We start from the raw sequence: 26,554 nt of genomic DNA on the forward strand, positions 1-26,554 counted from the left end.
CCAGATAGCTCAGTCAGTAGAGTTAAGTGGGAATGTATTGAAAATCCTTTATGGTTTTCTATTAAAACTGAAATTGCCCAGATAGCTCAGTCGGTAGAGCAGAGGATTGAAAATCCTCGTGTCCGTGGTTCGATTCCGCGTCTGGGCACCATTATTTAGTAATAGTGTTTAAATCAATTGATTAAACATTATTATGCGTGCCTTAGCACACAGTTTTGTGTGCCGACTTAGCTCAGCTGGTAGAGCAACTGACTTGTAATCAGTAGGTCAACCGTTCGACTCGGTTAGTCGGCACCATTTATAAAGGTAGTTTGAAAAAGATGCTGACTTGTAATCAGTAGTCTGTTTAAGTTACCCGTCGACTCGGTTAGTCGGCACCATTTATTTAAATTAAGTGTTTTAAACATTTAATTAGCACTGTTTAAGTGCCTCGATAGCTCAGTCGGTAGAGCAGAGGATTGAAAATCCTCGTGTCCGTGGTTCGATTCCGCGTCGAGGCACCATTTATTAAAAGTTATCAATCTTTAAAATTGATAAAGTGCCTTAGCACACAGTTTAGTGTGCCGACTTAGCTCAGCTGGTAGAGCAACTGACTTGTAATCAGTAGGTCAACCGTTCGACTCGGTTAGTCGGCACCATTTATAAAGGTAGTTTGAAAAAGATGCTGACTTGTAATCAGTAGTCTGTTTAAGTTACCCGTCGACTCGGTTAGTCGGCACCATTTATTTAAATTAAGTGTTTTAAACATTTAATTAGCACTGTTTAAGTGCCTCGATAGCTCAGTCGGTAGAGCAGAGGATTGAAAATCCTCGTGTCCGTGGTTCGATTCCGCGTCGAGGCACCATTTATTAAAAGTTATCAATCTTTAAAATTGATAAAGTGCCTTAGCACACAGTTTAGTGTGCCGACTTAGCTCAGCTGGTAGAGCAACTGACTTGTAATCAGTAGGTCAACCGTTCGACTCGGTTAGTCGGCACCATTTATTTAAATTAAGTGTTTTATACATTTAATTAGCACTGTTTAAGTGCCTCGATAGCTCAGTCGGTAGAGCAGAGGATTGAAAATCCTCGTGTCCGTGGTTCGATTCCGCGTCGAGGCACCATTTATTAAAAGTTATCAATCTTTAAAATTGATAAAGTGCCTTAGCACACAGTTTAGTGTGCCGACTTAGCTCAGCTGGTAGAGCAACTGACTTGTAATCAGTAGGTCAACCGTTCGACTCGGTTAGTCGGCACCATTTATTTAAATTAAGTGTTTTATACATTTAATTAGCACTGTTTAAGTGCCTCGATAGCTCAGTCGGTAGAGCAGAGGATTGAAAATCCTCGTGTCCGTGGTTCGATTCCGCGTCGAGGCACCATTTATTAAAAGTTATCAATCTTTAAAATTGATAAAGTGCCTTAGCACACAGTTTAGTGTGCCGACTTAGCTCAGCTGGTAGAGCAACTGACTTGTAATCAGTAGGTCAACCGTTCGACTCGGTTAGTCGGCACCATTTATAAAGGTAGTTTGAAAAAGATGCTGACTTGTAATCAGTAGTCTGTTTAAGTTACCCGTCGACTCGGTTAGTCGGCACCATTTATTTAAATTAAGTGTTTTAAACATTTAATTAGCACTGTTTAAGTGCCTCGATAGCTCAGTCGGTAGAGCAGAGGATTGAAAATCCTCGTGTCCGTGGTTCGATTCCGCGTCGAGGCACCATTTATTAAAAGTTATCAATCTTTAAAATTGATAAAGTGCCTTAGCACACAGTTTAGTGTGCCGACTTAGCTCAGCTGGTAGAGCAACTGACTTGTAATCAGTAGGTCAACCGTTCGACTCGGTTAGTCGGCACCATTTATAAAGGTAGTTTGAAAAAGATGCTGACTTGTAATCAGTAGTCTGTTTAAGTTACCCGTCGACTCGGTTAGTCGGCACCATTTATTTAAATTAAGTGTTTTAAACATTTAATTAGCACTGTTTAAGTGCCTCGATAGCTCAGTCGGTAGAGCAGAGGATTGAAAATCCTCGTGTCCGTGGTTCGATTCCGCGTCGAGGCACCATTTATATTAAAGCCCTGCATTTGCGGGGCTTTTTTTTTGGAATATGCTAAACAAGTGGTTGGCAAGGAAATACCATCAATTTTAACGTCTCAGCGGTGTGAATTTTTAACCTCTGAAAGTTCCTCATAAGTCTATGCTTATACCAATCTTCATAAATATTTGAACAATTTAACGAATTAAATCACGGTATAATGTCGTTAAAAATTTTTGCCTAGTTATAGCGCAATCTTCTTGTCATTAAATAGACCCCATATCTACGCTGATTGGTATTACTACAAGCAACAAAGGCTTTTTATGGGCCTTAGATAAACTCTATTTCTTTTACCCCCAGTTCAACCCCCAAAACCTGCGATTTATCGTGACCTTTGTTTTATTTGTGTAATGTTATGTAAAGTCAGTTGAGCTATCTCACTGGCAGTGCTTGAATTACACTCATAAATAGAAGTAATTCAGGTTTTTATATGATTTGGCAATTTAAGCCGAGTTTAGTGGCGGTTAGTGTTTTGCTACTCAGTGCATGCAGCAATCAGTTTAACCCTACTGAGCGAGAGCAGGATATAGCAAATACCCCTGAGCAATGGCAACAAGCCAAGGCTTCAGCATTAAAGGTTGAAGATAATTGGCTTCAGCAACTAGAACATCCGCACGTATTTGCATTAGTTGAGCAAGCGCTTGTAAATAACCAGCAAATTTTGCAATCAGGGTATGACGTTGCAATTAAACAACAGCAATTAATTGCATCGGGCGCGGCTTTGTGGCCGAGCTTAGATTTATCTATGCGTACCAGTCGAAGTAAAGATAATCGCCCTGTTAGCTATAACAATGCGAGTTCGGCAAACTTAACGCTTAGTTATGAAGTTGATTTATGGGGCAAACTTTCAGATGCACAGCGTCAGGCAAATCTGGACTTTTTAGCGCAGCAAGCAAGTTTTGAACAAACTAAGCAGCGTTTAGTCGGCGATGTTGTCAGTAGTTGGTTTAATGTTATAGCGGCACAAAAATTATTGGCGTTGTATCAACAACGAGAAAAAAACGCTGAGCAAAATCTAGCGATTATTGAGTCGGGTTATCGTCAAGGTTTAAATGATGCACTTGATGTTTATTTAACGCGTAACGAACTCAATACGGAACGTTCTCGTATTGCCGGTCAACAAGCAACACTCAGTCAAGCAATTCGCACCTTAGAGCGCCTAACAGGGAATTACCCAAGCGGTGCATTAAGTGTTGAGGCTGATTTACCTTTATTAAATAAATCTATCCCTTTAGGTTTACCTTCAGAGCTGATAACGCGTAAGCCGAGCTTGATGGCTAGCTGGTATCAGTTATTAAGTACAGACGCCAGTTTAGCCTATGCCCATAAACAGCGTTTTCCAAGTTTAGACCTTAGCGCTACTTTAGGGGATAGCACTGCGCGGGTGAGTGATTTGTTTTCGCCATCAAGTTTAGCATGGTCATTAGTAGGCAGTATTTCTATGCCGCTTTTTGATGCAGGTAGGCTCAGTGCTAATGAAGAAGCGGCGCGTTTATCTATGTTACGCCAAGAGCAAGTATACCTAGCGAGCTTATATGATGCATTTAACGAGGTTGAAACGGCTATTTCGCAAGAGCAATCTTTGCAAATACGTTACTTAGCTACGCTTAAAGCGCAAGAAAATGCGATTGCAGCTGAGCAACTTTCTTTTGAACAATATCAAAATGGTTTAGTAACTTATACCACAGTGCTTGATGCGCAAGACCGTTCTTTTGACGCGCAAAGCTCCGTGATTGAAATTAAGAATCAACTAATCATAAACCGAATTAATCTCCATATTGCCCTTGGTGGCGATTTTTCACAGCCAACCAACGAATCAACTGAGCAATAATTATGAATATCAAAAAAACCAAAATTATTATCCCTGCGGCCATAATCGCAGCTACGGCCTTGTTAGTGATGTTTATTGGCTCAAATCCACCAGAGGCAAAGCGCTTTGGTTCACCACCTAAAGCTAAAATTAGCGTCACAGTGCAAGCGTTACAGCCTCAGCAGTATCAAGTGATGATCGATAGCTTTGGGACTGTAAAACCGCGTACACAAAGTATTTTAGTGGCGCAAGCATCAGGGCAAATCATCGATAGTAGCGAACAATTTAGGGAAGGTGGTTTTTTTGAAAAAGGCGATGTACTTTTACAACTTGATGATAGAGATCACCGAGCAGAAGTAAAATCAGCCCAAGCCAACTTGCTAACAGCACAGCAAGGCTTTCAAGAAGAGCAAGCACGCAGTCGTCAAGCTATCGTTGACTGGCAGCGTTTAGGTAATGGCAAACAAGCAAGTAATTTAGTGCTACGCGAACCACAACTAGCAGCAGCTAAAGCACAAGTACTTTCAGCGCAAGCACAACTTGAAAAAGCGAACTTAAATTTAGAGCGCACTAAAATAACAGCCCCTTATGCAGGGCGTGTGTTAAGCCGCAATGTGGATCTTGGTCAGGTCGTGAGTAACAACACACAATTAGCGACTATCTATGCCATCGACAGTGTTGAGATACGTCTACCAATTAAAAATAAAGACTTACCTTTTATTGATTTACCAGAGCAATTTAGAGATGGCATGAACAACGCTAGTGGCTCAGTCGTTGAATTTAGCTCTAACTTAGTTGGCGTACAAAAATGGCAAGGACAAGTTGCCAGGACTGAGGGCGCAATTGACGAAAATGCACAGCAACTTTATGTTGTTGCGCAAATTAACGATCCTTATAAAGCAACGGCTCAAAATCAATACCCTATTAAAATTGGTCAATATATTAAAGCGCAAATCAGTGGCAAATTAGTTGCTGATGTATTAGTTATTCCAAACAGTGCCATTTATCAAGGCACGTATGTTTATATTGTTGAGCAAGGTGTACTACAGCGTAAAAATATTCGTTTAGCGTGGCAAAATGCTACGCAAGCAATTATTGCCGAGGGTTTAAAAAGTGGTGATAAGTTGGTGCTTACACCACTTGGGCAAGTTAGCTCAGGCACTGGCGTTAAAGTCATTGGTGAAGCTGAAAAAGAAAGCGAGAAACCTGCCCGTAAAAGACCCTCGCGTGAGCAGCTAGAAGCGATGGCCAAAAAACAAGGGATCACCGTAGAAGAACTTATACAAAAGCGCAAAGCAGCACGTCTGCAAGGAGATAAGGCATGATAGCTTGGTTTACTAAAAACCATGTTGCAGCAAACTTATTGCTCATTAGCATTGTTTTTGCAGGTTTATTTAGCCTTACCACACAAATACCATTAGAGGTTTTTCCATCATTTGAAACGGACCGTATTAGCGTTAGTGTCTCTTTACGAGGCTCAACCCCAGAAGACGTTGAACAAGGGGTAACAATCCGTATTGAGGAATCAGTACAAGACTTAGAGGGCATTAAACAAATCTCAAGTCGTTCGTCTGAAGGTTCAGCTTCAGTGAGCATTGAAGTTGATAGTGGCTACGATCCTCGAGAGCTATTGGCTGATATAAAAAGCCGAGTTGATGCAATTAATACCTTTCCTGCTGACGCTGAAAAACCAGTCGTCGCTTTAGCTCAGCGTAAGCGAGAAGTTATTGCCGTTACTGTTTCCAGTGATTACGGTGAAAAAGAAACGCGAGAATACGCTGAGCAGGTTCGCGATCAATTACTGCGTCTACCCAGTGTGACTCAAGTTGAACTCAGTGGCGTACGCGATTATGAGCTGGCCATTGAAGTAAGCCAAGATACACTGCGCCAGTATAGTTTGAGTCTCAGTGATATTTCACGGGCGATATCAAATTCAAGTACTGACATCTCTGCAGGAAATTTAAAAACAGAAGGGGGCGATGTGCTTATTCGCTCTAAAGGGCAGGCATATCGTAAAGATGAGTTTGCTCGTATTGCTGTTAAAAATCAAAAAGATGGCACAATTATTCGCTTAGGTGACATTGCAACTATCAGCGATGATTTTGAAGAAACTCCTGTACGTACACGTTTTAACGGTAAGCAAGCGGCTTTTATCGATGTCTATCGCATTGGCCCACAAAGCGCTATTACGGTTGCCGATGAAGTAAAAGAATATATCGAAGGTCAGCAAAATAAATTACCACAAGGGTTTGATTTAAGTTACTGGGATGATGACTCCGAGCTGGTTAAAAGCCGTATTGCCACACTAACCACCAATGCGTTGCAAGGCGGTATTTTGGTACTGGCATTATTGACGCTATTTTTACGACCTGCTATCGCTTTTTGGGTATTCATTGGCATACCCGTGTCATTTATGGGCGCATTTTTAGCCATGCCATTATTTGGTGTAACGCTCAATATTATGAGCTTATTTGGCTTTATCTTGGTGTTAGGGATCGTTGTTGATGATGCCATTGTTACCGGTGAGAATGTCTATACTCACCTGAAAACCGCAGAATCAGGAGAGCAGGCCGCTATTCTTGGTACTCAAGAAGTAGCAACCCCAGTCACGTTCGGTGTATTAACCACCGTTGCTGCATTTTTACCGCTGGCGTTTATTGAAGGTGGCCGAGGCGCACTGTTTGCTCAAATTCCTGTGGTGGTGATCCCGGTATTATTATTCTCACTGATTGAGTCTAAATTTGTACTACCCGCCCATTTAAAATATATAAAACTGCGCCATGAAAAAGGCGAGCCCTCTAAATTTGATAAATTCCAACAGCGTTTTGCTGACGGGTTTGAGCTTGCAATTTTAAAGTATTATCAACCGTTATTAAATCTGGCTCTACGCCATAAACTTGCCACGGTAAGTTTATTTGTTGGGATTTTTTTGATTATTTTAACCATGATCACCAGTGGTTGGACTAAGTTTATCTTTTTCCCACGCATACCAAGTGAAACGGTACGCGTTAATTTAACATTGCCTACAGGCACTCCATTTGAAGTAACTAATAAGTACGTGATTGATATGTCTGATAAGGCTCGTCAATTACAAGACAAGTATCGTGATAAAGATAGTGGCGAAAGCGTTATTTTAAATATTTTAGCAACGACTGGTGGACGTGGCGGAGCTTCTAACTCAGGCAGTGTACGTTTTGAAATAACCCCTGCTGAAAAGCGCGATTCAGATATTGGCTCGCGAGAGCTTGCCAGCGAATGGCGTGAACTAATTGGTGTGATCCCAGGTGCTGAGAGCTTAACCTTTAGGGCTGAAATCGGCCGTAGTTCTGATCCAATTGATGTTCAGCTCACAGCAACTTCACTATCAACGCTACAAGAAGTGGCCGAGCATGTTAAAACGCGTTTAGCGACTTACCCAACGGTGTTTGATATTGCTGATAGCATGTCCGATGGTAAAGAAGAGCTACAAATTGAGCTAACAGAGCAGGGCTTAGCGCTGGGTTTAAATCGTGTTGATGTATCACAGCAAGTGCGTAATTCATTTTTTGGTGCGCAGGCACAGCGTATTCAGCGTGGTCGTGATGATGTACGAGTTATGGTGCGCTTACCCATTGATGAGCGTCGCTCAGTGGCTGATTTAAAAGATATTCTTATTAATACGCCAACCGGTGGCACAGTACCGTTATCACATGTGGCAACGTTAGTTCCGGGGCAAAGTCCATCGACGATTAACCGTATCGACCGTTACCGTACATTGAACGTGACTGCTGATATCGAAAAAAACAACACTAATATGACGGTGCTTCAAGCTGACTTAAAAGTGTTTCTGGATGAATTAGTACAACAATACCCAGGTGTTAGTCACTCTCTCGAAGGAGAAGCAAAAGAGCAGCGAGAATCCTTTGGCTCGCTTGCATGGGCGCTGGTTTTTGTATTCTTTATTATTTATGGATTATTAGCGATTCCATTCAAATCTTACTTACAGCCTCTTATAGTAATGAGTGTGATCCCATTTGGCATGATAGGCGCTGTTGTAGGGCATTGGATCATGGGCATGGATCTAACTATTATGAGTTTGCTAGGGATGCTGGCTTTGATCGGAGTTGTGGTCAATGACTCGCTGGTATTAGTTGATTTTATTAATAAAAAGCGCAGTGAAGGCGGCGAATTACTGGAAGCTGTAAAAATGGCGGGTGCATCGCGTTTTCGTCCTGTTATGTTAACGAGTTTAACGACCTTTATCGGTTTAATGCCGCTATTGTTTGAAAAAGCCACCCAAGCGCAGTTTTTAATCCCAATGGCAGTCAGCCTTGGCTTTGGGATAATTTTTGCAACCTTTATCACTTTGTTATTAGTGCCTGTTAATTACCTATTGATGGAACGAGTGCAAGGCTGGTTTAAGTAGTTGTTAAGTTGATAACTTTAAATGCTTGCAGATTTTTAAGATCTGCAGGCATTTTTTTCAACTATTTTTTTCAGCTAAGGTAAACTGGATACAAAGCATTTAATTTCAAGGTCTCATAATGATTGAGTATCCAGTAGATCAACTTCCCCAGCTTATTGATGAGCTTTTACAGTGTGATACCACAGAGCGTAAAAACAAGCTCTTAGCTGATGCTAAAGAAATTCTCTCAACCGAACATTTATCATTATTATTTGAGGCGTTACCAAAAGAGCAGCGTCTTGATATTTGGCAATTACTTGATGAAGACACTCAGCACGAAATATTTATAAACTTAGGTGCAGATAGTTGTCGTTGGTTGTTACAGAGCCTTGATGAAACAGACGGTTTTAAGTTACTTGATGAAGTAAGTGTTGAAGAGCTGCTTGAGCTTGAGGAAGTGATCCCTGAGCGTTTTGTTGAATATGCTCGTCGCCAATTAGATGAAGTACAAACAAGACAGTATGAATTAGCGCAACAATATTCACCAGAACAATTGGGCCATTGGCTTGATTTTGATTCCTTAAAAGTATCGGAAAAATTAACCGTAGGCGGGGCGAAAAAAATTCTGCAAAAGGGCCTGCCTCAATATACAGAGGTTATTTATTTAGTAAGTCGTAAAGGTACATTGATTGGCGAGGTGTCAGTAAATGCGCTACTCAAAGCACAGGATTCCGATTCGTTATTGAGCTTTGCCAATCATGATGTCACTTCGCTGCATGCAGACGATGACTTATATGAAGCGGCAGAAGTGGTGATCCACAGCGAAAAAATGGCGATGCCGGTTGTAAATGTCGATAATAAATTGCTGGGGCGATTAAAAGTTACCTCAGCGTATGGGTTACGCCAAGAAGTAACCGATGAAGCCGCTGCAAAAGCTGGTGGTTTACGCGAAGACGAAGACCTGTTTGCCAGTGTTCGTAAAAGTGCTAAAAACCGTGGCATTTGGTTAGGTATAAATTTAGCTACTGCATTTTTAGCATCATGGTTTATTGGTTTATTTGGCGCGACAATAGAGCAAGTTGTAGCGTTAGCTGTATTGATGCCAGTTGTCGCCTCCATGGGCGGAATTGCCGGTAGCCAAACTTTAACCGTAATCGTGCGGGGCCTAGCGCTGGGGCAGGTGACAGATTCAAACCGAAAAGCACTGCTTAAAAAAGAGCTTAGAGTTGGTGCTGTAAATGGTTGTGTTTGGGCTGTGGTTATTGGCTTGCTTACTTATTTATGGTTTGCAGACGTGATGCTTAGCATTACCATTACCGTGGCTATTTTGCTTAACTTAATAGCAGCTTCTGTGTCTGGCGTTGTGATCCCGTCGATTCTGGATAAGATGAAAATCGATCCCGCTTTATCTGGTTCGGTTATTTTAACAACAGTGACTGATATTGTCGGTTTTGTGACTTTCTTAGGCTTAGGTAGTTTATTGTTACTTTAGTACTTTTGAATGCGAAATGTTTTAGTTATTTACTTGCAGCTAATTGATTTCATTTTTATTTCTGTTGTGTGAATCTTTCGTGAAGAACTGGTTGGCGTGTATCATCTAGTTCTTTTTTATCATAAAGTGCCTCTCTCGCAATGACGAGTTATATAATTAAAAAGGAGACATTCATGTCTAAGAAAGAAGCTAAAGCAGTAAATAAAGAAGTTAAATCAATTAAAAAAGAAATCAATGCGCGTAAAGAAAAAGTAGCAAAGCAAAAATCTAAAATTGGTAAGCTAAAAAAAGCACTTAAAAAAGTAGCTTAATTACCATGCAAGCAATACTGATGCTAACCTAGCATTAGTGAGGGTATATAAATCAATATACTTTAGATGCTTGGGCAGTTGCGGTTTAATCGCCGTAATTGCCAGCCTTTTACGTTTGTCACCTTCCAATATAAAACTCACCACAACAGTGTAAGTTAAAATTTTACCGCTGATAATTAGTTTTAGTAGATTAATTATTCAGTAATATTTGTTAATAATTTTATGCAAATATGCTTTAATTGATGTATCACTTTTTCTGTATTAAGTACTTTTTTAGAACCAATGATAAAGACTTGCATTACTGTTGCTTTTTTTATGTGTATTATGCCCAAGCCAGCCTATTCATCTGAGCACTTTAGCGATCACGAGCAATACTGCCTAAACCAAGCAGCTGAAAATTGTTTAGAGTTAATATCAAACAACTTATTACAAGCACAACCAAAGTCTACAAATTGGTATAAATTAAAATCTTATCAGTTAGATTATTTCTACGATACGTTAAATTACAATCAAATAATTAAGCAAATCGAGCCGCTTATTGATGACGAAAGCTTACCATCGGTATTTAAATCACAACTCTACTTTTACTATGCAAAAGCGCTCAATGGCTCTGATAATAATGAATTAGCGCAAGTTTATGCAGATAAAGCGATAGCTAAACTAGAAGACATGTATCAAGCATTCGAAAATCCCTTACGGTTAGTTGAGCTGGCAAATTTGCACTATGTATTTGGTAATAAAGAGCTCGCTTATCAAATATTACTTAGTGTGGGTAATCGTTACAGCAAAAGTCGTGATGCTATTTTTAATTTTGAGCTAAATTCAAATAAGGCAAATGTTTTACATGCATGGGGAGATTTTAACAAAGCAGCCAAATTTAGAAAGCTAGCGTTAGATTGGATAAGTAATAGCGACCACCAAACTAAAATAATTATTGCGCAAGGAAACCTCGCGCGGACTTATCAGCTTGCAGGTAAATATGAACTTGCAATAAATTATTACCTCGCGTCATTATCTTATATGGACGGTAAAGAAAGTAATGTTCATTATCCAATATATTTATTACGGTTAGCCGAGACTCATATGCAAATGGGCAGTTTAGCTCTAGCCGCTAAGAATTTAAAACAAGTAAACAAACAAGGTCTAAAAGCAGGCCATTTGGCACTTTACACTAAGTTAGATAGCGCATTATCAAACGTTAAAATTAAATAGCAGTAAATACTTACCTCTCAAATACCATTTTCCTCCGTTTGAATTTACCAATATGGTATAGAGCAAAGTCGTGTCTAAATTAAAATTTTAAAGTCATCAAAACCAATCTTTTTGTAAAGCAAGCTTGACTTTGTGTTGTTTTTACACAAGTATAGTAAAGTAAACTTTACTTTAACTTGATAGAGGTTCATATGTCTAAACAAACACACCTTACGCTCAATCAGCGTAATAAAATGAACACGGCATCTTTAGCTAAATGGACATTATTTTGGATGCTTTCATTAGCATTTGTATCATTTGGGCCAAACTTACTCTGGGAAGGAAATATAATTTTAAGTGTTATTGCTGTGGTTATTAATTTAGCCGTTGGTTTGATGATGATTTTAGCTAATAAGCGTCATTTACAAGGGTTAGATGAAATGCAGCAACGACTGCAACTCAATGCGATGGCAATTACACTCGGCGCTACTTTAATCGTTGGCTTAGCGTATTCATCACTTGATAATAGCGCTTTAATTCCTTTCACAGCTGATATATCTCATTTAGTGATTTTTATGGGCCTTACGTATTTTTTCACAACACTTTTTATGCATAAACAGTTAGGCTGTGGCGAGGAAGGTGAATGAAAAATCGTCTGAAAGTACTGCGGGCCGAGCGTAACTACACACAAGCCAAATTAGCTGAATTACTCGATGTTTCAAGGCAAACTATTAATGCAATTGAAAAAGGCAAATTTGATCCTAGCTTACCTTTAGCATTTAAGGCTGCTCGATTATTCAATTTAAAAATTGAGGATATTTTTGAAGATGAGGAATACTAAAAACGATCACCAAGGAGTTGTTTTAAAGTAATTATCTAAGTGATCAATAAGTGCCCTGATAGCCGGTGATAAATGCTTACGAGAGCTATACAGGGCATAAATATTAAGTTCATCAGGTTGCCAATTTGGCAATATATGTATTAATTCGCCACGCGCAATATAACTATTTACTAAATAGGTTGGTAAAACCGTTACTCCAAATCCATTTAATACCGCACTTAGTAATGAGGTTGCTTCATTAGCACAAAGACGACTGTTTAAACTAATTGACTCAAACATTTCTTTTTTACGTAAATGTAAGATATGGTTTGCAAAGTGTTTGTGCGCTAAATAATCATGATTGACTAAGTCGTTAGGTTGATTGATATCAGCGTTATTATGAATGTAATCAACTGAGGCGACAATCGCTGACTTGCAAACACCAATGGGCTTACCTATTAATGATGGATCGGGGTTTGCGGCAATTCTAATTGCTAAATCAATTTGTTTTTCAGTGAGGTTCGCAGCGACGTCACTCAAGTCAAGTTCAATGTTGATCAGTGGGTTTTGTTGTATAAAAGGTTTTATTGCAGGTATAAGCTGTGATTGGCTAAAAGATACGCTGGTTGCAACGCGAATAGTGCCTGACAATGCAGCTTTAGGCAGTGCAATCGTACTAAGATGCTCACCTTGTTCAAGCCACTGTTGGATGTTTATTAAATAGGCTTCTCCCGCAGTCGTTAATGAAACCTTGCGAGTTGTACGGTGTAATAAGCGTGTTTTGAGCCAATTTTCCATCGTTTCTATATAACGGCTTACCATCGCGCGCGACATATTCAAGCGATCAGCTGTAGCTGAAAAACTACCTGAGTGGGCAACATCTATAAATACTTTTGCAGCGATTAACCTATCCATCAATTAGCTCTATTTTTGAAATAATGATGCTTAGTATTGTACGTATATCTGAGTTAATCAATCCTTTATTATTCTCACATCGAAATAATTATTGGAATTGAAATGAAAAAAATACTTTTAATCGCATCGTTGTTATTTACAAGTTACCACACGAATGCGGCACAGGAATCGTCATTAAAACTGGATGTTTATAACGCTGATAGTAATAGCTTTACTGTAAACGCAACTGTGCTTTATTCAGACACAGAAGCGGTTGTTGTAGATACGGGGTTTACAAAAGCAGATGCACTAAGAATTGCAGCAAAAGTATATGATTCAGGTAAGCAATTAACGACCATTTTTATAAGCCAAGCTGATCCAGATTATTATTTTGGGGCGGAAGTATTGCATGAGTTATTCCCAAATGCGCAAATTATTACAACACCGGCAGTTGGAGAGGTAATCGCGGAGAAACGAGATAAAAAAGTTGCGTTTTGGGGGCCAAAAATGGGCTTGAATGCGCCAGTAAAACCAATTATACCAGCGACATTTAAAGGCACTAAAATTAGTGTGGATCAGCATATCATTGAAATAAAAATACACGATGGGGTACTTGCCCATCGGCCTTACCTTTGGATCCCCGAAACTAAAACAATTTTAGGTAATGTCGCGATTTCTGCGGGACACCATGTTTGGATGGCAGACACGCAAACACCAGGTAGTGTAAATGCATGGCTAGAGCAACTTAATCAAATGAAGGCACTGCAACCACTAATGGTTATACCTGGTCATATGGAAGCCGGCACAGCATTAGATGACAGTGCAATTGATTTTACAATTGATTACATTAAAGCGTTCATCAAAGCCAAAGCACAAAGTACAAATAGCAGTGAGTTGATCGCAAAAATGGCGGCGCTTTATCCACACTTTAAAGATACTTCAAGTTTAGAGTTAGGTGCGAAAGTACATATGGGCGAAATGCCTTGGTAATTTGAGTCTTGTTAAAGTGATCTTTTATGTGCAAAGGAGGGTATTGTGCTCTTTGTGCAAAAATATCGAATAATGGTATAAAGACCATTATCAAAAACAATAAGACGGAGTTGAATAGATGAAAAAGTTAGTGGGAATAGTATCCCTGTTAGCCATTTTATTAGTGGTTTTACCGGGGCCATTATATAAGTGGGGGATTGTTGAGCTTGGCACTGCATTTACAGGCATCCGCTTTGGGGTATATGCAGGAGCTGCAGCCTTAATTTTATTGATTGTTCAACTCATTTTTATGCGTAAAAATACACATTGGCCAATGGCTGGTATTAGCGCTATTTTTGCTGTGATAGCTATAGCGCTGCCTTTAAGCTTGATGAACAAAGCGAAAAGTGTGCCACCCATTCATGACATTTCAACAGATGTAGTAGCCCCGCCTCCATTTGTTAAAATTGCTGAGTTACGTGCTGATGCACCAAATCCGATAGAATACAGCGGGGCAGAAACAGCCGCCGCACAGTTAAAAGCATACCCTGAATTAGTAACGCTTAAGTACGCTAATAGTAAAAATGATGTTTTCATTGCCGCAAAAGAAGTGGTTAATCAGTTAGGTTGGGAGCTAGTTAATGCGGATGCGTCGCAAGGTATTATTGAAGCGACTGACACTACTGCTTGGTTTGGTTTTAAAGATGATGTGGTTATTCGAATTAAGTCATTAGAAACAGTAACACTTGTTGATATTCGTAGTAAATCACGAGTAGGTAAAAGTGATTTAGGTAAAAATGCGCAACGAATAAACGATTTTATAAAGCAAATTAATCAAAGTTTAAGCGCTATTTAATCGCTTTTAGAATTTAACAATGCCCCTAAAGGGGCTTTGTTAATTAGGGCGTGTTGACCTTTGTGGATTGAAATTTGTTCAATCTAGGGGCGATTTAATCGCGGCGCGAGGTTTGTATGTTGTGATTCAATAAAAATTGAGCAAAACTTCCGCGTCCTGCTCATGCCCCTTATTTAGATCCGTGTAGGTAACAAAGAGTTAATCACCCCTAGGAAAAACCCTTCGGGCAGCGCATGTTTGTAATTTATACTGCGTTATCGCCTATTTATGGGGATCAACCACAGACCATAGCATAGGCGCTGCCTTGCCTAAATACCAAATAGACTGCTGCAAAATGAATCACGAAAGGTCAACACATCCTAACCAGAGTTTAGGCTACTTAAGCTGGTGCTATGCCTTGCGATGATTTAAATAACCAATTTGGATCATATTGCAGCTTTACTTGCTTTAATTTAAGTAAGTTCTCACCAAAATAGGCTGACTGCGGATCATTTATGAGAGGGTCTAAGTAATTAACGTATGCGCCGCCAGAGCTCCACGGCGACATAATTTGGCGAAAACTATTCTCCCATTTTTGAGCTGCATCAATTGTATTGTCTGACGCTGAAAGTGGCAGAGCGGTATAATACTCAGCACTTACGCGGGCATTACGATGGACAAATGCGGTTTCATTTGGCTCAAACTGGCTTATTTTACCTCCCATAAGGTTAAAGATAATCATCCCTCGGTTACCTTCAAGGATGCTTTTCTCAATATATTCTTTAAGCGTATTAATGCCTGCGGGTGGTATTTCTTTATCAAAAAAATCAGAACTGGCTGCAAAAGCACTGCGTGACATTCTACCGCCCTCAAACTGTGTCGCTAAGTGGCAAGCGGTCGCTGACGCGCTACAAGTACCTAACATGACGTCTCGATAGGGTGCGGTGGTTACAGTGTCAGAGCTTGGCGTTGCATTAATGCTGTGCATAAAGTCTTGCCAATATGGTGTTGCGTCTGTGGCAGAATTTACGCAAAATGCACGAACATTGACTCTGGAGGTGCCATTACTCCAATCAGGTAAGCATTGCCCCCACATTTCATCAGGCCAAAGATCAGGTAATGCCTGCCAACTTGCCATCACTTTCTCAAAATCAGCGAATGAAAAGTTTGCTTCAAAAACGGTAATGTCACTGGTTGCGTGGGTTTTAAACGTAAATGAAGTCACGACACCAAAATTCCCGCCGCCACCTCCGCGCAGTGCCCAAAATAAATCGCTATGCTGGTTTTTATCACAGGTTAACTTTTCACCTTGCGCACTAATAATATCAACGGCAATTAAACTATCGCATGTTAACCCATAAGCACGACCAACAACGCCAAATCCACCACCAAGCGTAAGGCCTGCGATACCTACACTTAAACAGCTGCCAAGTGCAACGGCAACATTATTCTCGGTGAGTTTATCGTAAACATCTGCAAGTCGAGCGCCAGCACCAATTGTTGCAGTGTTTGCAGTTATAGAAATGGAGTCCATAGGGGTTACATCAATCACTAACCCTTGGGTTGTTGAGTTACCTATGTAGCTATGGCTCCCGCAGCGAGGGGTAACATGCATAGAGTGTTGCTTGGTAAATGACAAAGCGGTGATCACATCCTGTTCATTAGCACAGTGGGCAATAGCTTGTGGGTAAATATGATCGTAGCGAGTATTAAACACCAATCGTGCGGTTGGGTATGTGCTGTTATCTGTGGGCAAAATTAACTGTCCATCAAGGCTGCTTTTTAACTCCTCCCATTGGCTTTTTGTCAGTACGCTCTCAACAGGAGGCGTAACGGGTTGAATACCAATAACAGGTGCTTGCTTTGAGTTTGACGAACCACCACAGGCGGTTAAGAAAAAAGAGGCGGCTGAAAACTCCATAAACTGACGACGATCCATGTGAAACCTATTATTATTTTTTAGTGTATTAACTGTACCTCAAATGTAAAAAAATCACCTTGCAGGACGATGAAAAATACTCACGTTAGATATCGAATGTTAATATACCCAAGTCATCTCAAAATGCAGAATTCAGCGTTTCACAGGGGCTTAATATCAAGGCGTTACTTTGCAACAATGGCCATCCCTTTTAAGAAGTAACAACGATGAGAGTAAGTGCCTGTGAAACGCCCAAAGGGTTGGTTTAAAAGCGATTTATACTGCGTTACTTTTATAAGGAATTGATTGCCTAAATCGCTTTTAATTCCAACTGAAACTCACATCTTGAGGTGGTTTGGGTATAGAGGTGCGACAATTTGTCGCGTGTTCAGTGTATTCACCAGAGTATATACTTTAGGCATCTTAAACCTGTTGTAATTAAAGAATAAAATGAACAGTCACTTTTCACTTTCTAACTCGCAATGTGTACTTTCACCTGTTGCATTGAGCATCGTAATGTTACTTTCGCCTTTTGCCATCGCCGATGAATCAATCGAAGTTATTGAGGTGCACGGGCAAAACCCCAATAAGCACGAAATGCTAGGTTCAGCTGAGCAGTTGTTAAGTGAACTCGGTGTTAATTTTTCTGCGGCTGGAGGCGTATCTAGCCTACCAATTTTAAATGGCATGATGGGTGATCGCGTAAAAGTCATTGTAGATGGCGCTGATATTACAGCAGCTTGCGGCAATCAAATGAATCCGCCTTTGTCTTACATATCAGCGAATCAAGTATCGTCGTATAGTGTTATTGCAGGGATCTCACCGGTAAGTGCTGGTGGCGATAATATAGCGGGTGTGATTAAAGTGAATTCAATTGCACCACAGTACAGCGAAGTAGCAGAGCTTGATTGGCACTCAGGGTATGTATCAGCCCAGTATCGTAGTATTAATCATGCAAAAGCCGTGGGTGTAGGCGCACGCTTGGCCAGCGATAGCTTTACATTAAGTTATCAAGGCGCATTTGAGGATGCTGATAGTTATGACGATGGTCGTGGCGACTTAGTACTTGATACGCTATATCGCGTTCAAAATCATGCATTAACAGGCGCGATTCGTGATGAAAAACAGCAGTTTGTAATTAAACTAACGCATCAAAAAATACCGTTTCAGGGCTTTGCAAATCAATATATGGATATGACCGATAACACCAGTTACGGTTTTATCTCGCAATATAGTCGCATAATTGACCGTGGTGAGTTTCAGGCTCAGGTTAATTTTAATGATGTGAAACATAAAATGGGATTTTTTACCCCAGAAAAAACCGGCATGATGCCAATGAATACGGACGCGCAAGATATTAGCTATCAACTTAACTGGCGTTTGGACTTTGATGCAGATACTCAGTTGTTGCTAGGTCAAGAATACTATGGGTATCGCATTGATGATTGGTGGCCAGCAGTACAAGGCTCAATGATGATGGGACCAAATGACTATGTGAATATAAACGACGGTAAGCGCGATCGTATTACTGGCTTTGCTGAGTTACAAAAACAGCTAAATAAAAAGTGGTGGGTATCAGCTGGTGCGCGTATTGAGCATGTAACAACAAACGCAGGAGAAGTACAAGGTTACACTGAGACAAAGATGGGCGGTGGTATGCATGAAAATATGGAGAATATGCCATCCATGGAGGGGATGCATGCAATGGGAAAAAGTAATGAGACAGCCGCGGCAGAATTTAATGCCCTTGATCGCAAACGTACTGATACATTAGTTGATGCCAGCTTATTGCTGCGTTACCAAGTTGGTGCAAACGATGAATTACAACTTGGCCTAGCACGTAAAAACCGTGCGCCTAATTTATATGAGCGTTACAGTTGGGGGGTTAGTACAATGTCAACCAGTATGATCGGCTGGTTTGGTGACGGCAATGGCTATATAGGCAACCCTGACTTAGAAGCCGAAACTGCCTACACATTAAGTGCAAGTTATACTAAATCAGCAGCCGATGAATCATGGAAAATAACAACGAATGCTTGGCGCAGCAAAGTAGATGATTATATTGACGGCACAGTGGTTGATAGCTTTAACCGTACAGATATGGCCTCAACTAAGCGTAATATTTTAAAGTTTTCAAACATTGACGCGACATTGTACGGCGTAAAGGTTGATGCGGCGCTGCGTATTTTTGAAAGTAAACACGCAGGGTTATGGTTGTTAAAAGCAGGAGTTACAGCAACACATGGTGAACGTGATGACAGCGATGAGTCGTTATATCAAATAATGCCATTGCATAGCAAAATAGCTATTGAGCAACAAGTAGGTAAATGGCAAAGTGCTTTAAGTTGGGAATGGGTTGATAGTAAAACACGGGTTGACGCGCGCCGCTTTGAAAATAAAACCGATAGCTATAGCTTACTTAACATAGAAACCAAAGCAACATGGGACAAGCTGACGGTTAAGTTGGCAGTCACTAATTTACTTGATGAATACTATCAGCTGCCACTGGGTGGGGTGAGTATTGCTCAATACAAAAAAGACATGACCGTGGGCTTTAATCAACTAGCAGGGCAAGGGCGCTCAGTTAATTTAGGGATGAGTTATGCGTTTTAGTAAATAAAAAGGTAACTAAGCTTTAAAGGCCAAACTATTTGGCCTTTTTACATCAGCTCATCACTAAACTTAACTCATCACTAAACTTAACTCATCACTAAACTTAACTCATCACTAAACTTAATACAGCTAAAAGTACGACTCTCGTTTTATAATTGTAACCTTAACAGCAATTTTGGCTTTAAGTCCTGCAACTTGAGTTGAATCAAAAATATCAGCGTAATATTGAATCTAGGAAATAACAACAAGGTGTAAATGATTAGGAACTTTGTAGAGCTTGTATGGTCAGATTGCATTATCGTTTAGGGAACAAACATTGTGACAACATGGCGCCGGCCTCTTATTATTTCATTACTGCTCCACGGCATTGTTTTTTCAATTATAATGACCGTAAAAACACCAGTGCTAGTTGCTGTAGAAACGCCACCCATCAAAGCATACATAGTTAGTATGCCGCCACCTAATCCATTGCCTGTAATAGAAACGCCCAGCATTCAGCGAGAAGAAGCTACACTACCGAAAAAGATTGAAAACCCTATTATTCCTGCTGAAAACACGATTATAAAAATTAAAAAACAAGTAAAGCCATTAAAACCTGCAGCGCCAAAGGCACTAGAGGACACTAATAGCTACAAAAAAATAGACCTCAAACTAGGTTTGAAAAGTATTCTAAAAAAACAGCAAAATACGTTTCCATCAACATTTCAACAGTCACAAAACTCAGCACAACCACAGCGTCTCACAGTCCCAAAAGAGCATCAAATAGCCAACATAGACCCATTAAAAATTGAGAAGCAAAGCATGCAATTCACCACCTATCGCTTTGGTGATAAGTGCTTTAAAAAAGTATCGATTGGAGCCGGTGTAATGCCAAAAAATGATCTACCAGATAGTTACTTTATGAGTATCACTTGCGCAACAACAAAAATAACCGACGCCTACGATAAGGCAATGAACAAATGGTTAGAAAAAAAGTGATTAATGCGCTGAGGTTGTTATTGGTGTACGAGACGTATTTAAATAATCACGAGTAAACAAGATAATGAGGCGGTAATGATTGTGCAGGAATTGCTTACAGTCAATTCCCTGCGCTTGTTTATGTAATATCGCCCCTACATCTCTATACTCAAAGACGATAACTGGCAGAGAATTGACCTTTATAGACTTACGAATGAAGCGTGTTTATTTTTATGCTTCATCACTTACTACAGTGTCTGCTTGTTCTTCAGCAAGTAAAGCTAATCTTTCACGTTCTGCTTTAGAGACATAAGCGGGCTTATTACTTTTATGTAATTTTGCATTGGCGCGCTTGTCCCTGCTATTAAATTTAGTAACTATCTTCTTTCTGCGATTCATAACTCACTCACGCCTTAAAAATGGTGGCATATTATACAGCGCAATGAACGCTATTAGCTATCGAATTATTATGCGATTAGAAAATATCTGTTGCGATAGGTACAAAGCTAGCATCGAAATCATCAACGGCGTTACACTTATCACCCAAACCACCTCAAGATGCAGAGTTCAAAGTTGCACTTGGGCTTGGATGTCACCTAATTTGGTCTATCAATTTAATAGGATCTCGCTTTGAAACAATTTTTTTTAGCAAGCTTGGCGTTATTAGCTGCAACTGCTCACGCCAATATAGATAGTCGTAGTGATGCGGTTGCGCAGTACGCAGTTAACACATACCAAGATGCACAAATTCACACTTTAGCAAATATGGTTTCTTTTCCAACAGTCAATAAAAACGGAATTAATACACCAGACAACCCAGACTTTATTGGTTTTAAAGCGCTATTAAAAATGAAAGCAGCAGCGCTGGGATTTGATTATCAAGATTTGGGTTACACCGTTTTAATTGGCATGGGCAAGCAAACAGAAAAAGTAACGATAGTCACCCATGGTGATGTGCAACCCGCTAACGCCAGCAAATGGAAAAAAAGCCCGTTTGAAATCGACAGTACTTCAGAGCCAGGCAAATTGATTGCTCGCGGTACAGAGGATGACAAAGGCGCTATTGCCACAGCGCTTTATGCAATGAAAGCAATAAAAGATCAGGGCATTGACCTTAATAATCGCATTGAGCTAATGATTTATTTAGCTGAAGAGTCTGATTGGGGACCCCTTGAAGAGTTTATGAGGACCTACCCACAACCAAAGTATGCGGTGACGATTGATGCCTCATACCCTGTAGTTGTGGCAGAAAAAGGCTGGAGTTTGGTTGAACCTACTTTTAATGCAACATCGGCACAAACTAGCGCGTATGTAAGCGAACTTAAAGGTGGCGCATTTAAAAGCCAAATTCCGGAAGATGCCAGTGTTATATTACATAATGCCGATACAGTATTAGTTAGCAAGCTTAAACATGCAGCGAGTGCACTAAACGCTGTAGAGTTTAACTTTAGCGAACAAGAAAGTGGAATATTAATTAGCGTTAAAGGTATGTCAGCTCATTCTTCAGAGCCGGAGTCGGGTGTGAATGCCATTGCCTACTTAGCTGAACTTTTTAAAGGCATTAAGCTTGAAAGTAATAGCGATGCACAAACAATTCATTTTATTAACCAGCTGATAGGCCTTGATATACACGGTAAAGATTTTGGTGATATAGCATATGAGCATAACTTTATGGGACCAATGACGGTGGCACCAACACTGATTGAGCGTGATGGTAATGCACTCACACTTGCAGTGAACTTGCGTCGCCCAGTTGGTAAAGATGAAGCTGTATTACGCGCACAAATAAACAGCGCTTTGGCAAATTGGCAATCTGTAAATAAAGCCAAGTTGAGTAATATTGATATCGTGATTGGTAAACCAATGCTGCTCGACAGCGCACCACACGCTCAGGCTTTACTTGATATATTTAAACACTTTACTGGCGATAAAGACGCGGGCTTTGTATCGATTGGTGGTGGCACAAACGCAAAACTATTTGATAATGCCGTATCGTTCGGTCCATCAATGCCAGGAAAGCGTTACACAGGCCATTCAGAGCATGAGTTTATTACTGTAGAGCAGCTTAAGTTAAACTTAAAAATGTACACCGCGATGATGATTGAACTGGGAAATATGTAATACTTTAAATACCATAAATTGCCGCTGATTAGCGGCAATTAACCACGTTCAGGTTCGTTAATTAAAACTGTGCGACAAATTTAGCTGCGTATTGTTCACCTTCCTCAATATCGCTAAAGTGAGCCGTAAAATAATATTGGCTATTTATAAAATATTTAGCTTCAAGTTGCAGATGTGAATCAGCAACACCCGCGGCAATAGCCACATTGCGATTAAAATAATAATTAGCCATACCAGAGAATACAGAATCAACACCATTGTCTTCATAAGCTAAATCAACACTTAAATAGCGCTCATGACTAAGGTGGTGAAAATAACGCGTAGAGGCATTCCAAGTATCAATATCATCGTCAGTTTCAATCGTAAAACCAAGGTAATCTGTGTCATTTAGTTGATGATTGTATTGAGCTTTAAACCAATAAATCGTATCGGCGGCTTTAAACTCAGCTAAACGAACTGACACTTTGAGCGACTGTGCAAATACATACCCTAAGCCTAATGAATAGTCGTCGGTTTCACCTAAATCAGCAAGCTCAACACTTGCAAACCATTTATTATAAAAGCCCTCAGCAAACAGCCCAAAGTTGTCTGCGTCATCATCATTAAAGTAATCAAGTTTAATGTTAGTATCAGTGTCTAAGTAACCAAAATCATCCCATACGCCAGAATGTTGTTGCGGTGCAAAATAGTAATGGCTAGAAAGCGCGACAGAGTCATTATCGTTAGTTATATTTTTTAAGGTGTTATATATTGCGGTATTAAACCATTGATGGGTTTTAGGCTCCGATGCAATAACAGGCAGGGAGCATGATAAAGCAAAAAGTGACAGTGGGATTAAGTAGCGCATAAATATCCTTTTAGAATAGCGAAGTTTGTATTTCAGCATTCTAAGTTAAGTAATGTATTTTTTGCTAATTATAGAAGTGAAATACTAGGGCGTGTTGACCTTTGTGGATTGAAATTTGTTCAATCTAGGGGCGATTTAATCGCGGCGCGAGATTTGTAACCTAGTGGGCTAAGTAAAAATCGAGCAACAAAGAGTTAATCGCCCCTAGGAAGAACCCTTTGGGCAGCGCATGTTTGGCATTTATACTGCGTTATCGCCTATTTATGGGGAGCAACCACACCACATAGGCTCTGCCTTGCCTAAATACCAAACATACTGCTGCAAAATCAATCACGAAAGGTCAACACGCCCTAGGCAGCGTTAGTTAATTTAGCGTATTCGTAGCCAAAAGTTATTTACATTGTTTATATTTCAAACCCATAATAGGTATAAATAACTTAACAAATACATCGCTAGATGATAAAAAGTTATATGCAAGTATTGTAATTAAAAAATGGACTGCAGTTATATGGAATTTTTAAACTTAGCTCTTACCTTTCCCACTGTTATTTTTTCAGCGCTGTTATTGGTTGTCGTGTTGTTTTGGGCAATAACTTTAATCGGCTTTGCTGATATTGATATGTTTGAATCTGATATTGACGCTGATGCATCGCAAAGCTCAGGCATCAGTTCATGGCTGAATATGGGCTTTGGTGGCATACCTATCACGGTGTCAGTTAGTCTTGTTGTGATGATTAGTTGGTTAATCAGTATTTACGCACATAAGTTTTTTGCTTATTTACTTGGTGATGGCACTTTATTTTATATTTTAGGTGTGGTGATGCTAGTAACCTGTTTGGTGGTTGCCATTCCCGTTGCGGCTATTATTTCACGCCCACTTCAGCGCTTTTTTACTAGCGCAGAAACCTCCCAAAGTTCTGATTTACTTGGTTTAGAGTGTATTGTTGTTACAGGTAAAGTAACCAATACATTTGGTCAAGCACGCGTTCAATTTCAAGGTACTGAGCAATTAATCGAAGTCAGAGCAGAAAATAACGAACCCTTTACTTCAGGCGACACTGCTGTGTTGCTTGATCACCTCAAAGAGCAACATTGTTACATTATTGCCGCAAAGCCTTGGTAATTTCCTGCGTTTTAGGAATAAGTAACATATAACAAATCAATAATCACGTTAGGACATAACATGGAATTTTTAGATAACCTCATACCTATATTAACCTTTGTAGGTATAGCAATAGCGGTCATTTTTGCTATTTTGCTTATTATTGGCAAGTTTTATCGTAAAGTAGAGCAAGGCCAAGCGCTGATCATTAATAAAATGAAAAATGAGCCCGATGTCACCACTACAGGCGGTATTGTTTATCCTGTAATCCATAAAATGGAAGTAATGGATATTTCCACTAAACGTATGGTACTTGAGCGTAAAGATAAAGGTGGTTTGATCTGTAAGGACAATATTCGTGCCGACATTGCTATTACATTTTATATTCGTGTAAACGAAAATAAAGAAGATATTTTACGTGTTGCTAAGCATGTAGGGTGTGCTCGCGCCTCTGAGCACGACACTTTGCAAGAACTGTTTGAAGCCAAATTTTCAGAAGCGCTTAAAACAGTGGGTAAGCGCATGGATTTTGTTGAGTTATTTACTCATCGAAATGAATTTCGCGACAATATAAAAGAAGTGATTGGCCAAGACTTATCAGGCTATACGCTTGAAGATGTAGCAATCGATTACCTTGAACAAACGTCGATTGATAAACTTGATCCGCAAAACATTCTTGATGCTGAAGGTATTCGCCGCATCACCGAAATGACCGCTGTACAAAACGTATCGACCAACCAATTAAAGTGTGACGAACGCGCTAAAATTGAGATCCAAAATCAAGAAGCCACCGAAAAATCACTCGAAATTGAGCGTCAAAAGCAAGATGCCATGTCGCGCCAAGTACGAGAAATAGAAACCGTTAAAGCGCGCGAATTTGCCGAAGCTGAAAAAGTACGTCAAGAAGAGCGCCTTAAATCAGAACAAGCACGTATTCAGTCTGAAGAAGCTATTGGTATCAGCGAGCAAAATAAACAGCGTGAGCTGGATATAGCTGAACAAAATAGACTACGCGTTTTAGGTATTGAGGAAGAGAAAGTAGCGCGCTCACGTGAAATTGAAGTAATAGAACGCGAAAGAGAAACTGAAATTCTACGTATCAACAAAGAAAAAGCGCTGGAAGTTGAGCGTAAAGAAATCGCTGACGTAGTACGTGATCGCGTTATTGTTGAAAAATCAGTAGCTGAAGAAGAAGAGCGTATTAAAGACGTGAAAGTACTCGCTGGTGCTGAACGTGAAAAAGACGCAATGATCATCCGTGCTAAAGCACAAGCAGAAGAGTTATTAGTTAAAGACATTGAGGCGGCAAAAGCGCAAGAGCAAGCGGCAGAATACAAAGCCCGTGAACTTGAAACAATGGCCAATGCAGAGCTGAGAATTGCTAATCAGCAAGCTGAATCTAAAAAGATCCTTGCTCAGGCACATCAAGTTGAAACCGCGGCACAAGGTCTTGCTGAAGCTGATGTTATTAAAGCTAAGGCAGAAGCAAATGCAATTCAAGGCGAGACAGATGCGAAAATAATGCGTCAAAAACTTGAGGCTGAAGCACAAGGTAATCGTGAAATTGGTTTATCTCAAGCGCAAGTTCAAACCGCGATGGCCGATGCAAACGAGAAACAAGGTGAAGTTGAAGCGATTAACCTTGAACGTAAAATGCGTGCAGAAGCAAAAGGCCTTGAAGAGAAACTACAAGCCCTTAACTCTATGGATCAAGATGCCCGCGATTATGAGAGTTTCACGCTACAGCTTAATCAACAAAAAGAGTTGGTACTGGCAAAAATTTCAGCAAGCAAAGACATTGCAGAGCATCAAGCTCACATAATGGCTAAAGCATTGGGTGATGCCGATATCAATATTATGGGTGGTGATGGCCAGTTCTTTAATCAATTTATGAGTGCAATCAGTTTAGGTAAATCAATTGATGGCCTAGTTGATGAAAGTAAAACTGTGCAAACAGTGTTTAAAGATCACTTAAACGGTGATCGTAATTTAATTGAAGACCTAAAAGGTGTGCTAGCAGGGGCCAATGGCTCAGCTGAAACACTTAAAAACTTTAATATGAGCAAGTTACTTAAGCAGTTAAGTAATACAACAGCGGCTGAAAAAAGCCAATTGTTGAGTATGTTAGGTGGCAATTTAGGTGGTGGTTTAGAGGATAAAATTAAGCTAGATACAAAAGACTAGTCTGGTTTCTAAGTTTCATCCCTTTAGCCGTAA

The 26,554-nt window shown here is 40.0% G+C and carries 19 protein-coding genes and 13 tRNA genes; 28 read left to right on the top strand and 4 right to left on the bottom strand.

Translation table 11 applies throughout. From position 1 onward, the window contains the following. The first annotated feature begins 75 nt into the window (after positions 1–75). The 21 genes from ACJJVX_RS10665 to ACJJVX_RS10765 all read left to right on the top strand — a co-directional run bounded on the left by ACJJVX_RS10665 (position 76) and on the right by ACJJVX_RS10765 (position 12,102). A tRNA-Phe gene (locus ACJJVX_RS10665) sits at positions 76–151 on the top strand. A gap of 70 nt (positions 152–221) precedes the next feature. After that, positions 222–297, top strand: a tRNA-Thr gene (locus ACJJVX_RS10670). 130 nt (positions 298–427) lie between these two features. Then, a tRNA-Phe gene (locus tag ACJJVX_RS10675) sits at positions 428–503 on the top strand. Positions 504–562: 59 nt separating this feature from the next. Beyond that, a tRNA-Thr gene (locus ACJJVX_RS10680) sits at positions 563–638 on the top strand. 130 nt (positions 639–768) lie between these two features. Then, a tRNA-Phe gene (locus ACJJVX_RS10685) sits at positions 769–844 on the top strand. Positions 845–903: 59 nt separating this feature from the next. After that, positions 904–979: transfer RNA gene (locus tag ACJJVX_RS10690), tRNA-Thr, on the top strand. Positions 980–1,026: 47 nt separating this feature from the next. Then, positions 1,027–1,102: transfer RNA gene (locus ACJJVX_RS10695), tRNA-Phe, on the top strand. Positions 1,103–1,161: 59 nt separating this feature from the next. After that, positions 1,162–1,237, top strand: a tRNA-Thr gene (locus tag ACJJVX_RS10700). Positions 1,238–1,284: 47 nt separating this feature from the next. After that, positions 1,285–1,360: transfer RNA gene (locus ACJJVX_RS10705), tRNA-Phe, on the top strand. Positions 1,361–1,419: 59 nt separating this feature from the next. Beyond that, a tRNA-Thr gene (locus tag ACJJVX_RS10710) sits at positions 1,420–1,495 on the top strand. A 130-nt stretch (positions 1,496–1,625) separates the two neighbouring features. Then, positions 1,626–1,701, top strand: a tRNA-Phe gene (locus ACJJVX_RS10715). Between the two features lie 59 nt (positions 1,702–1,760). Continuing rightward, positions 1,761–1,836: transfer RNA gene (locus ACJJVX_RS10720), tRNA-Thr, on the top strand. 130 nt (positions 1,837–1,966) lie between these two features. Next, a tRNA-Phe gene (locus tag ACJJVX_RS10725) sits at positions 1,967–2,042 on the top strand. A 461-nt stretch (positions 2,043–2,503) separates the two neighbouring features. Next, on the top strand, positions 2,504–3,904 hold the full coding sequence (locus ACJJVX_RS10730) for a TolC family protein (protein ID WP_054453218.1): 1,401 nt from the start codon (positions 2,504–2,506) through the stop codon (positions 3,902–3,904). Positions 3,905–3,906: 2 nt separating this feature from the next. After that, a complete protein-coding gene (locus tag ACJJVX_RS10735) occupies positions 3,907–5,208 on the top strand; it encodes an efflux RND transporter periplasmic adaptor subunit (protein ID WP_170174006.1) in 1,302 nt (433 codons plus the stop codon). After that, positions 5,205–8,288, top strand: a complete 3,084-nt coding sequence (locus tag ACJJVX_RS10740; protein WP_054206737.1) for an efflux RND transporter permease subunit — start codon at positions 5,205–5,207, stop codon at positions 8,286–8,288. The genes ACJJVX_RS10735 and ACJJVX_RS10740 overlap by 4 nt, the downstream gene beginning before the upstream one ends. 118 nt (positions 8,289–8,406) lie before the next feature. Continuing rightward, positions 8,407–9,759 carry a magnesium transporter gene (locus tag ACJJVX_RS10745; RefSeq protein WP_405631404.1) on the top strand — a complete coding sequence of 451 codons (1,353 nt, stop codon included), beginning with the start codon at positions 8,407–8,409 and terminating at the stop codon, positions 9,757–9,759. A gap of 173 nt (positions 9,760–9,932) precedes the next feature. Then, positions 9,933–10,070 carry a hypothetical protein gene (locus tag ACJJVX_RS10750; protein ID WP_167349699.1) on the top strand — a complete coding sequence of 46 codons (138 nt, stop codon included), beginning with the start codon at positions 9,933–9,935 and terminating at the stop codon, positions 10,068–10,070. Positions 10,071–10,394: 324 nt separating this feature from the next. Next, complete coding sequence (locus ACJJVX_RS10755; RefSeq protein ID WP_054206739.1) at positions 10,395–11,282, top strand: tetratricopeptide repeat protein; 888 nt, start codon at positions 10,395–10,397, stop codon at positions 11,280–11,282. Between the two features lie 191 nt (positions 11,283–11,473). Next, on the top strand, positions 11,474–11,908 hold the full coding sequence (locus tag ACJJVX_RS10760) for a hypothetical protein (RefSeq protein WP_054206740.1): 435 nt from the start codon (positions 11,474–11,476) through the stop codon (positions 11,906–11,908). Further along, positions 11,905–12,102: a helix-turn-helix transcriptional regulator gene (locus ACJJVX_RS10765; RefSeq protein WP_054206741.1), complete on the top strand. Its 198-nt coding sequence runs from the start codon at positions 11,905–11,907 to the stop codon at positions 12,100–12,102. Before ACJJVX_RS10760 ends, ACJJVX_RS10765 begins: the two co-directional genes overlap by 4 nt. A 6-nt stretch (positions 12,103–12,108) precedes the next feature. Here ACJJVX_RS10765 and ACJJVX_RS10770 read toward each other — a convergent pair whose 3' ends face one another. Beyond that, on the bottom strand, positions 12,109–12,996 hold the full coding sequence (locus ACJJVX_RS10770; protein ID WP_405631409.1) for a LysR family transcriptional regulator: 888 nt from the start codon (positions 12,994–12,996) through the stop codon (positions 12,109–12,111). A gap of 102 nt (positions 12,997–13,098) precedes the next feature. Here ACJJVX_RS10770 and ACJJVX_RS10775 point away from each other — a divergent pair, with 102 nt between their 5' ends. Both ACJJVX_RS10775 and ACJJVX_RS10780 read left to right on the top strand, forming a co-directional pair. After that, the gene (locus tag ACJJVX_RS10775) at positions 13,099–13,965 is read left to right on the top strand and encodes an MBL fold metallo-hydrolase (RefSeq protein WP_405631412.1); all 867 of its coding nucleotides are present in this window, start codon (positions 13,099–13,101) and stop codon (positions 13,963–13,965) included. A 118-nt stretch (positions 13,966–14,083) separates the two neighbouring features. Then, a complete protein-coding gene (locus ACJJVX_RS10780) occupies positions 14,084–14,800 on the top strand; it encodes a DUF1499 domain-containing protein (protein ID WP_054206744.1) in 717 nt (238 codons plus the stop codon). A 379-nt stretch (positions 14,801–15,179) separates the two neighbouring features. Here the strand turns inward: ACJJVX_RS10780 and ACJJVX_RS10785 are convergent, their stop codons facing one another. Then, positions 15,180–16,718 (bottom strand): FAD-dependent oxidoreductase, encoded by a 1,539-nt coding sequence (locus tag ACJJVX_RS10785; RefSeq protein WP_405631414.1) that lies wholly within the window; start codon positions 16,716–16,718, stop codon positions 15,180–15,182. A 429-nt stretch (positions 16,719–17,147) separates the two neighbouring features. On the opposite strand from ACJJVX_RS10785, the gene ACJJVX_RS10790 reads away from it, so the two are divergent. Both ACJJVX_RS10790 and ACJJVX_RS10795 read left to right on the top strand, forming a co-directional pair. Beyond that, on the top strand, positions 17,148–19,310 hold the full coding sequence (locus tag ACJJVX_RS10790; RefSeq protein ID WP_405631416.1) for a TonB-dependent receptor: 2,163 nt from the start codon (positions 17,148–17,150) through the stop codon (positions 19,308–19,310). Positions 19,311–19,628: 318 nt separating this feature from the next. Next, entirely contained in the window at positions 19,629–20,288 is a 660-nt protein-coding gene (locus tag ACJJVX_RS10795) for a hypothetical protein (RefSeq protein ID WP_405631417.1), read from the top strand. Positions 20,289–20,498: 210 nt separating this feature from the next. Here the strand turns inward: ACJJVX_RS10795 and ACJJVX_RS10800 are convergent, their stop codons facing one another. Next, positions 20,499–20,666: a DUF2986 domain-containing protein gene (locus ACJJVX_RS10800; RefSeq protein WP_064485885.1), complete on the bottom strand. Its 168-nt coding sequence runs from the start codon at positions 20,664–20,666 to the stop codon at positions 20,499–20,501. A 231-nt stretch (positions 20,667–20,897) separates the two neighbouring features. On the opposite strand from ACJJVX_RS10800, the gene ACJJVX_RS10805 reads away from it, so the two are divergent. Then, on the top strand, positions 20,898–22,388 hold the full coding sequence (locus ACJJVX_RS10805) for a dipeptidase (protein ID WP_054453231.1): 1,491 nt from the start codon (positions 20,898–20,900) through the stop codon (positions 22,386–22,388). Positions 22,389–22,449: 61 nt separating this feature from the next. Here ACJJVX_RS10805 and ACJJVX_RS10810 read toward each other — a convergent pair whose 3' ends face one another. Next, positions 22,450–23,235 carry a putative porin gene (locus ACJJVX_RS10810; protein ID WP_405631419.1) on the bottom strand — a complete coding sequence of 262 codons (786 nt, stop codon included), beginning with the start codon at positions 23,233–23,235 and terminating at the stop codon, positions 22,450–22,452. 508 nt (positions 23,236–23,743) lie between these two features. Between ACJJVX_RS10810 and ACJJVX_RS10815 the strand changes: the two genes are divergently transcribed. After that, positions 23,744–24,358 (top strand): OB-fold-containig protein, encoded by a 615-nt coding sequence (locus ACJJVX_RS10815; protein WP_054206750.1) that lies wholly within the window; start codon positions 23,744–23,746, stop codon positions 24,356–24,358. A gap of 60 nt (positions 24,359–24,418) precedes the next feature. After that, positions 24,419–26,521, top strand: coding sequence for an SPFH domain-containing protein (locus ACJJVX_RS10820; RefSeq protein WP_054453234.1), 2,103 nt, complete (start codon positions 24,419–24,421; stop codon positions 26,519–26,521). The last annotated feature ends 33 nt before the right edge of the window (positions 26,522–26,554 follow it).

This window comes from Pseudoalteromonas sp. Ld20 (assembly GCF_045064175.1).
GTDB classification, from domain to species: Bacteria; Pseudomonadota; Gammaproteobacteria; order Enterobacterales; family Alteromonadaceae; genus Pseudoalteromonas; species Pseudoalteromonas neustonica.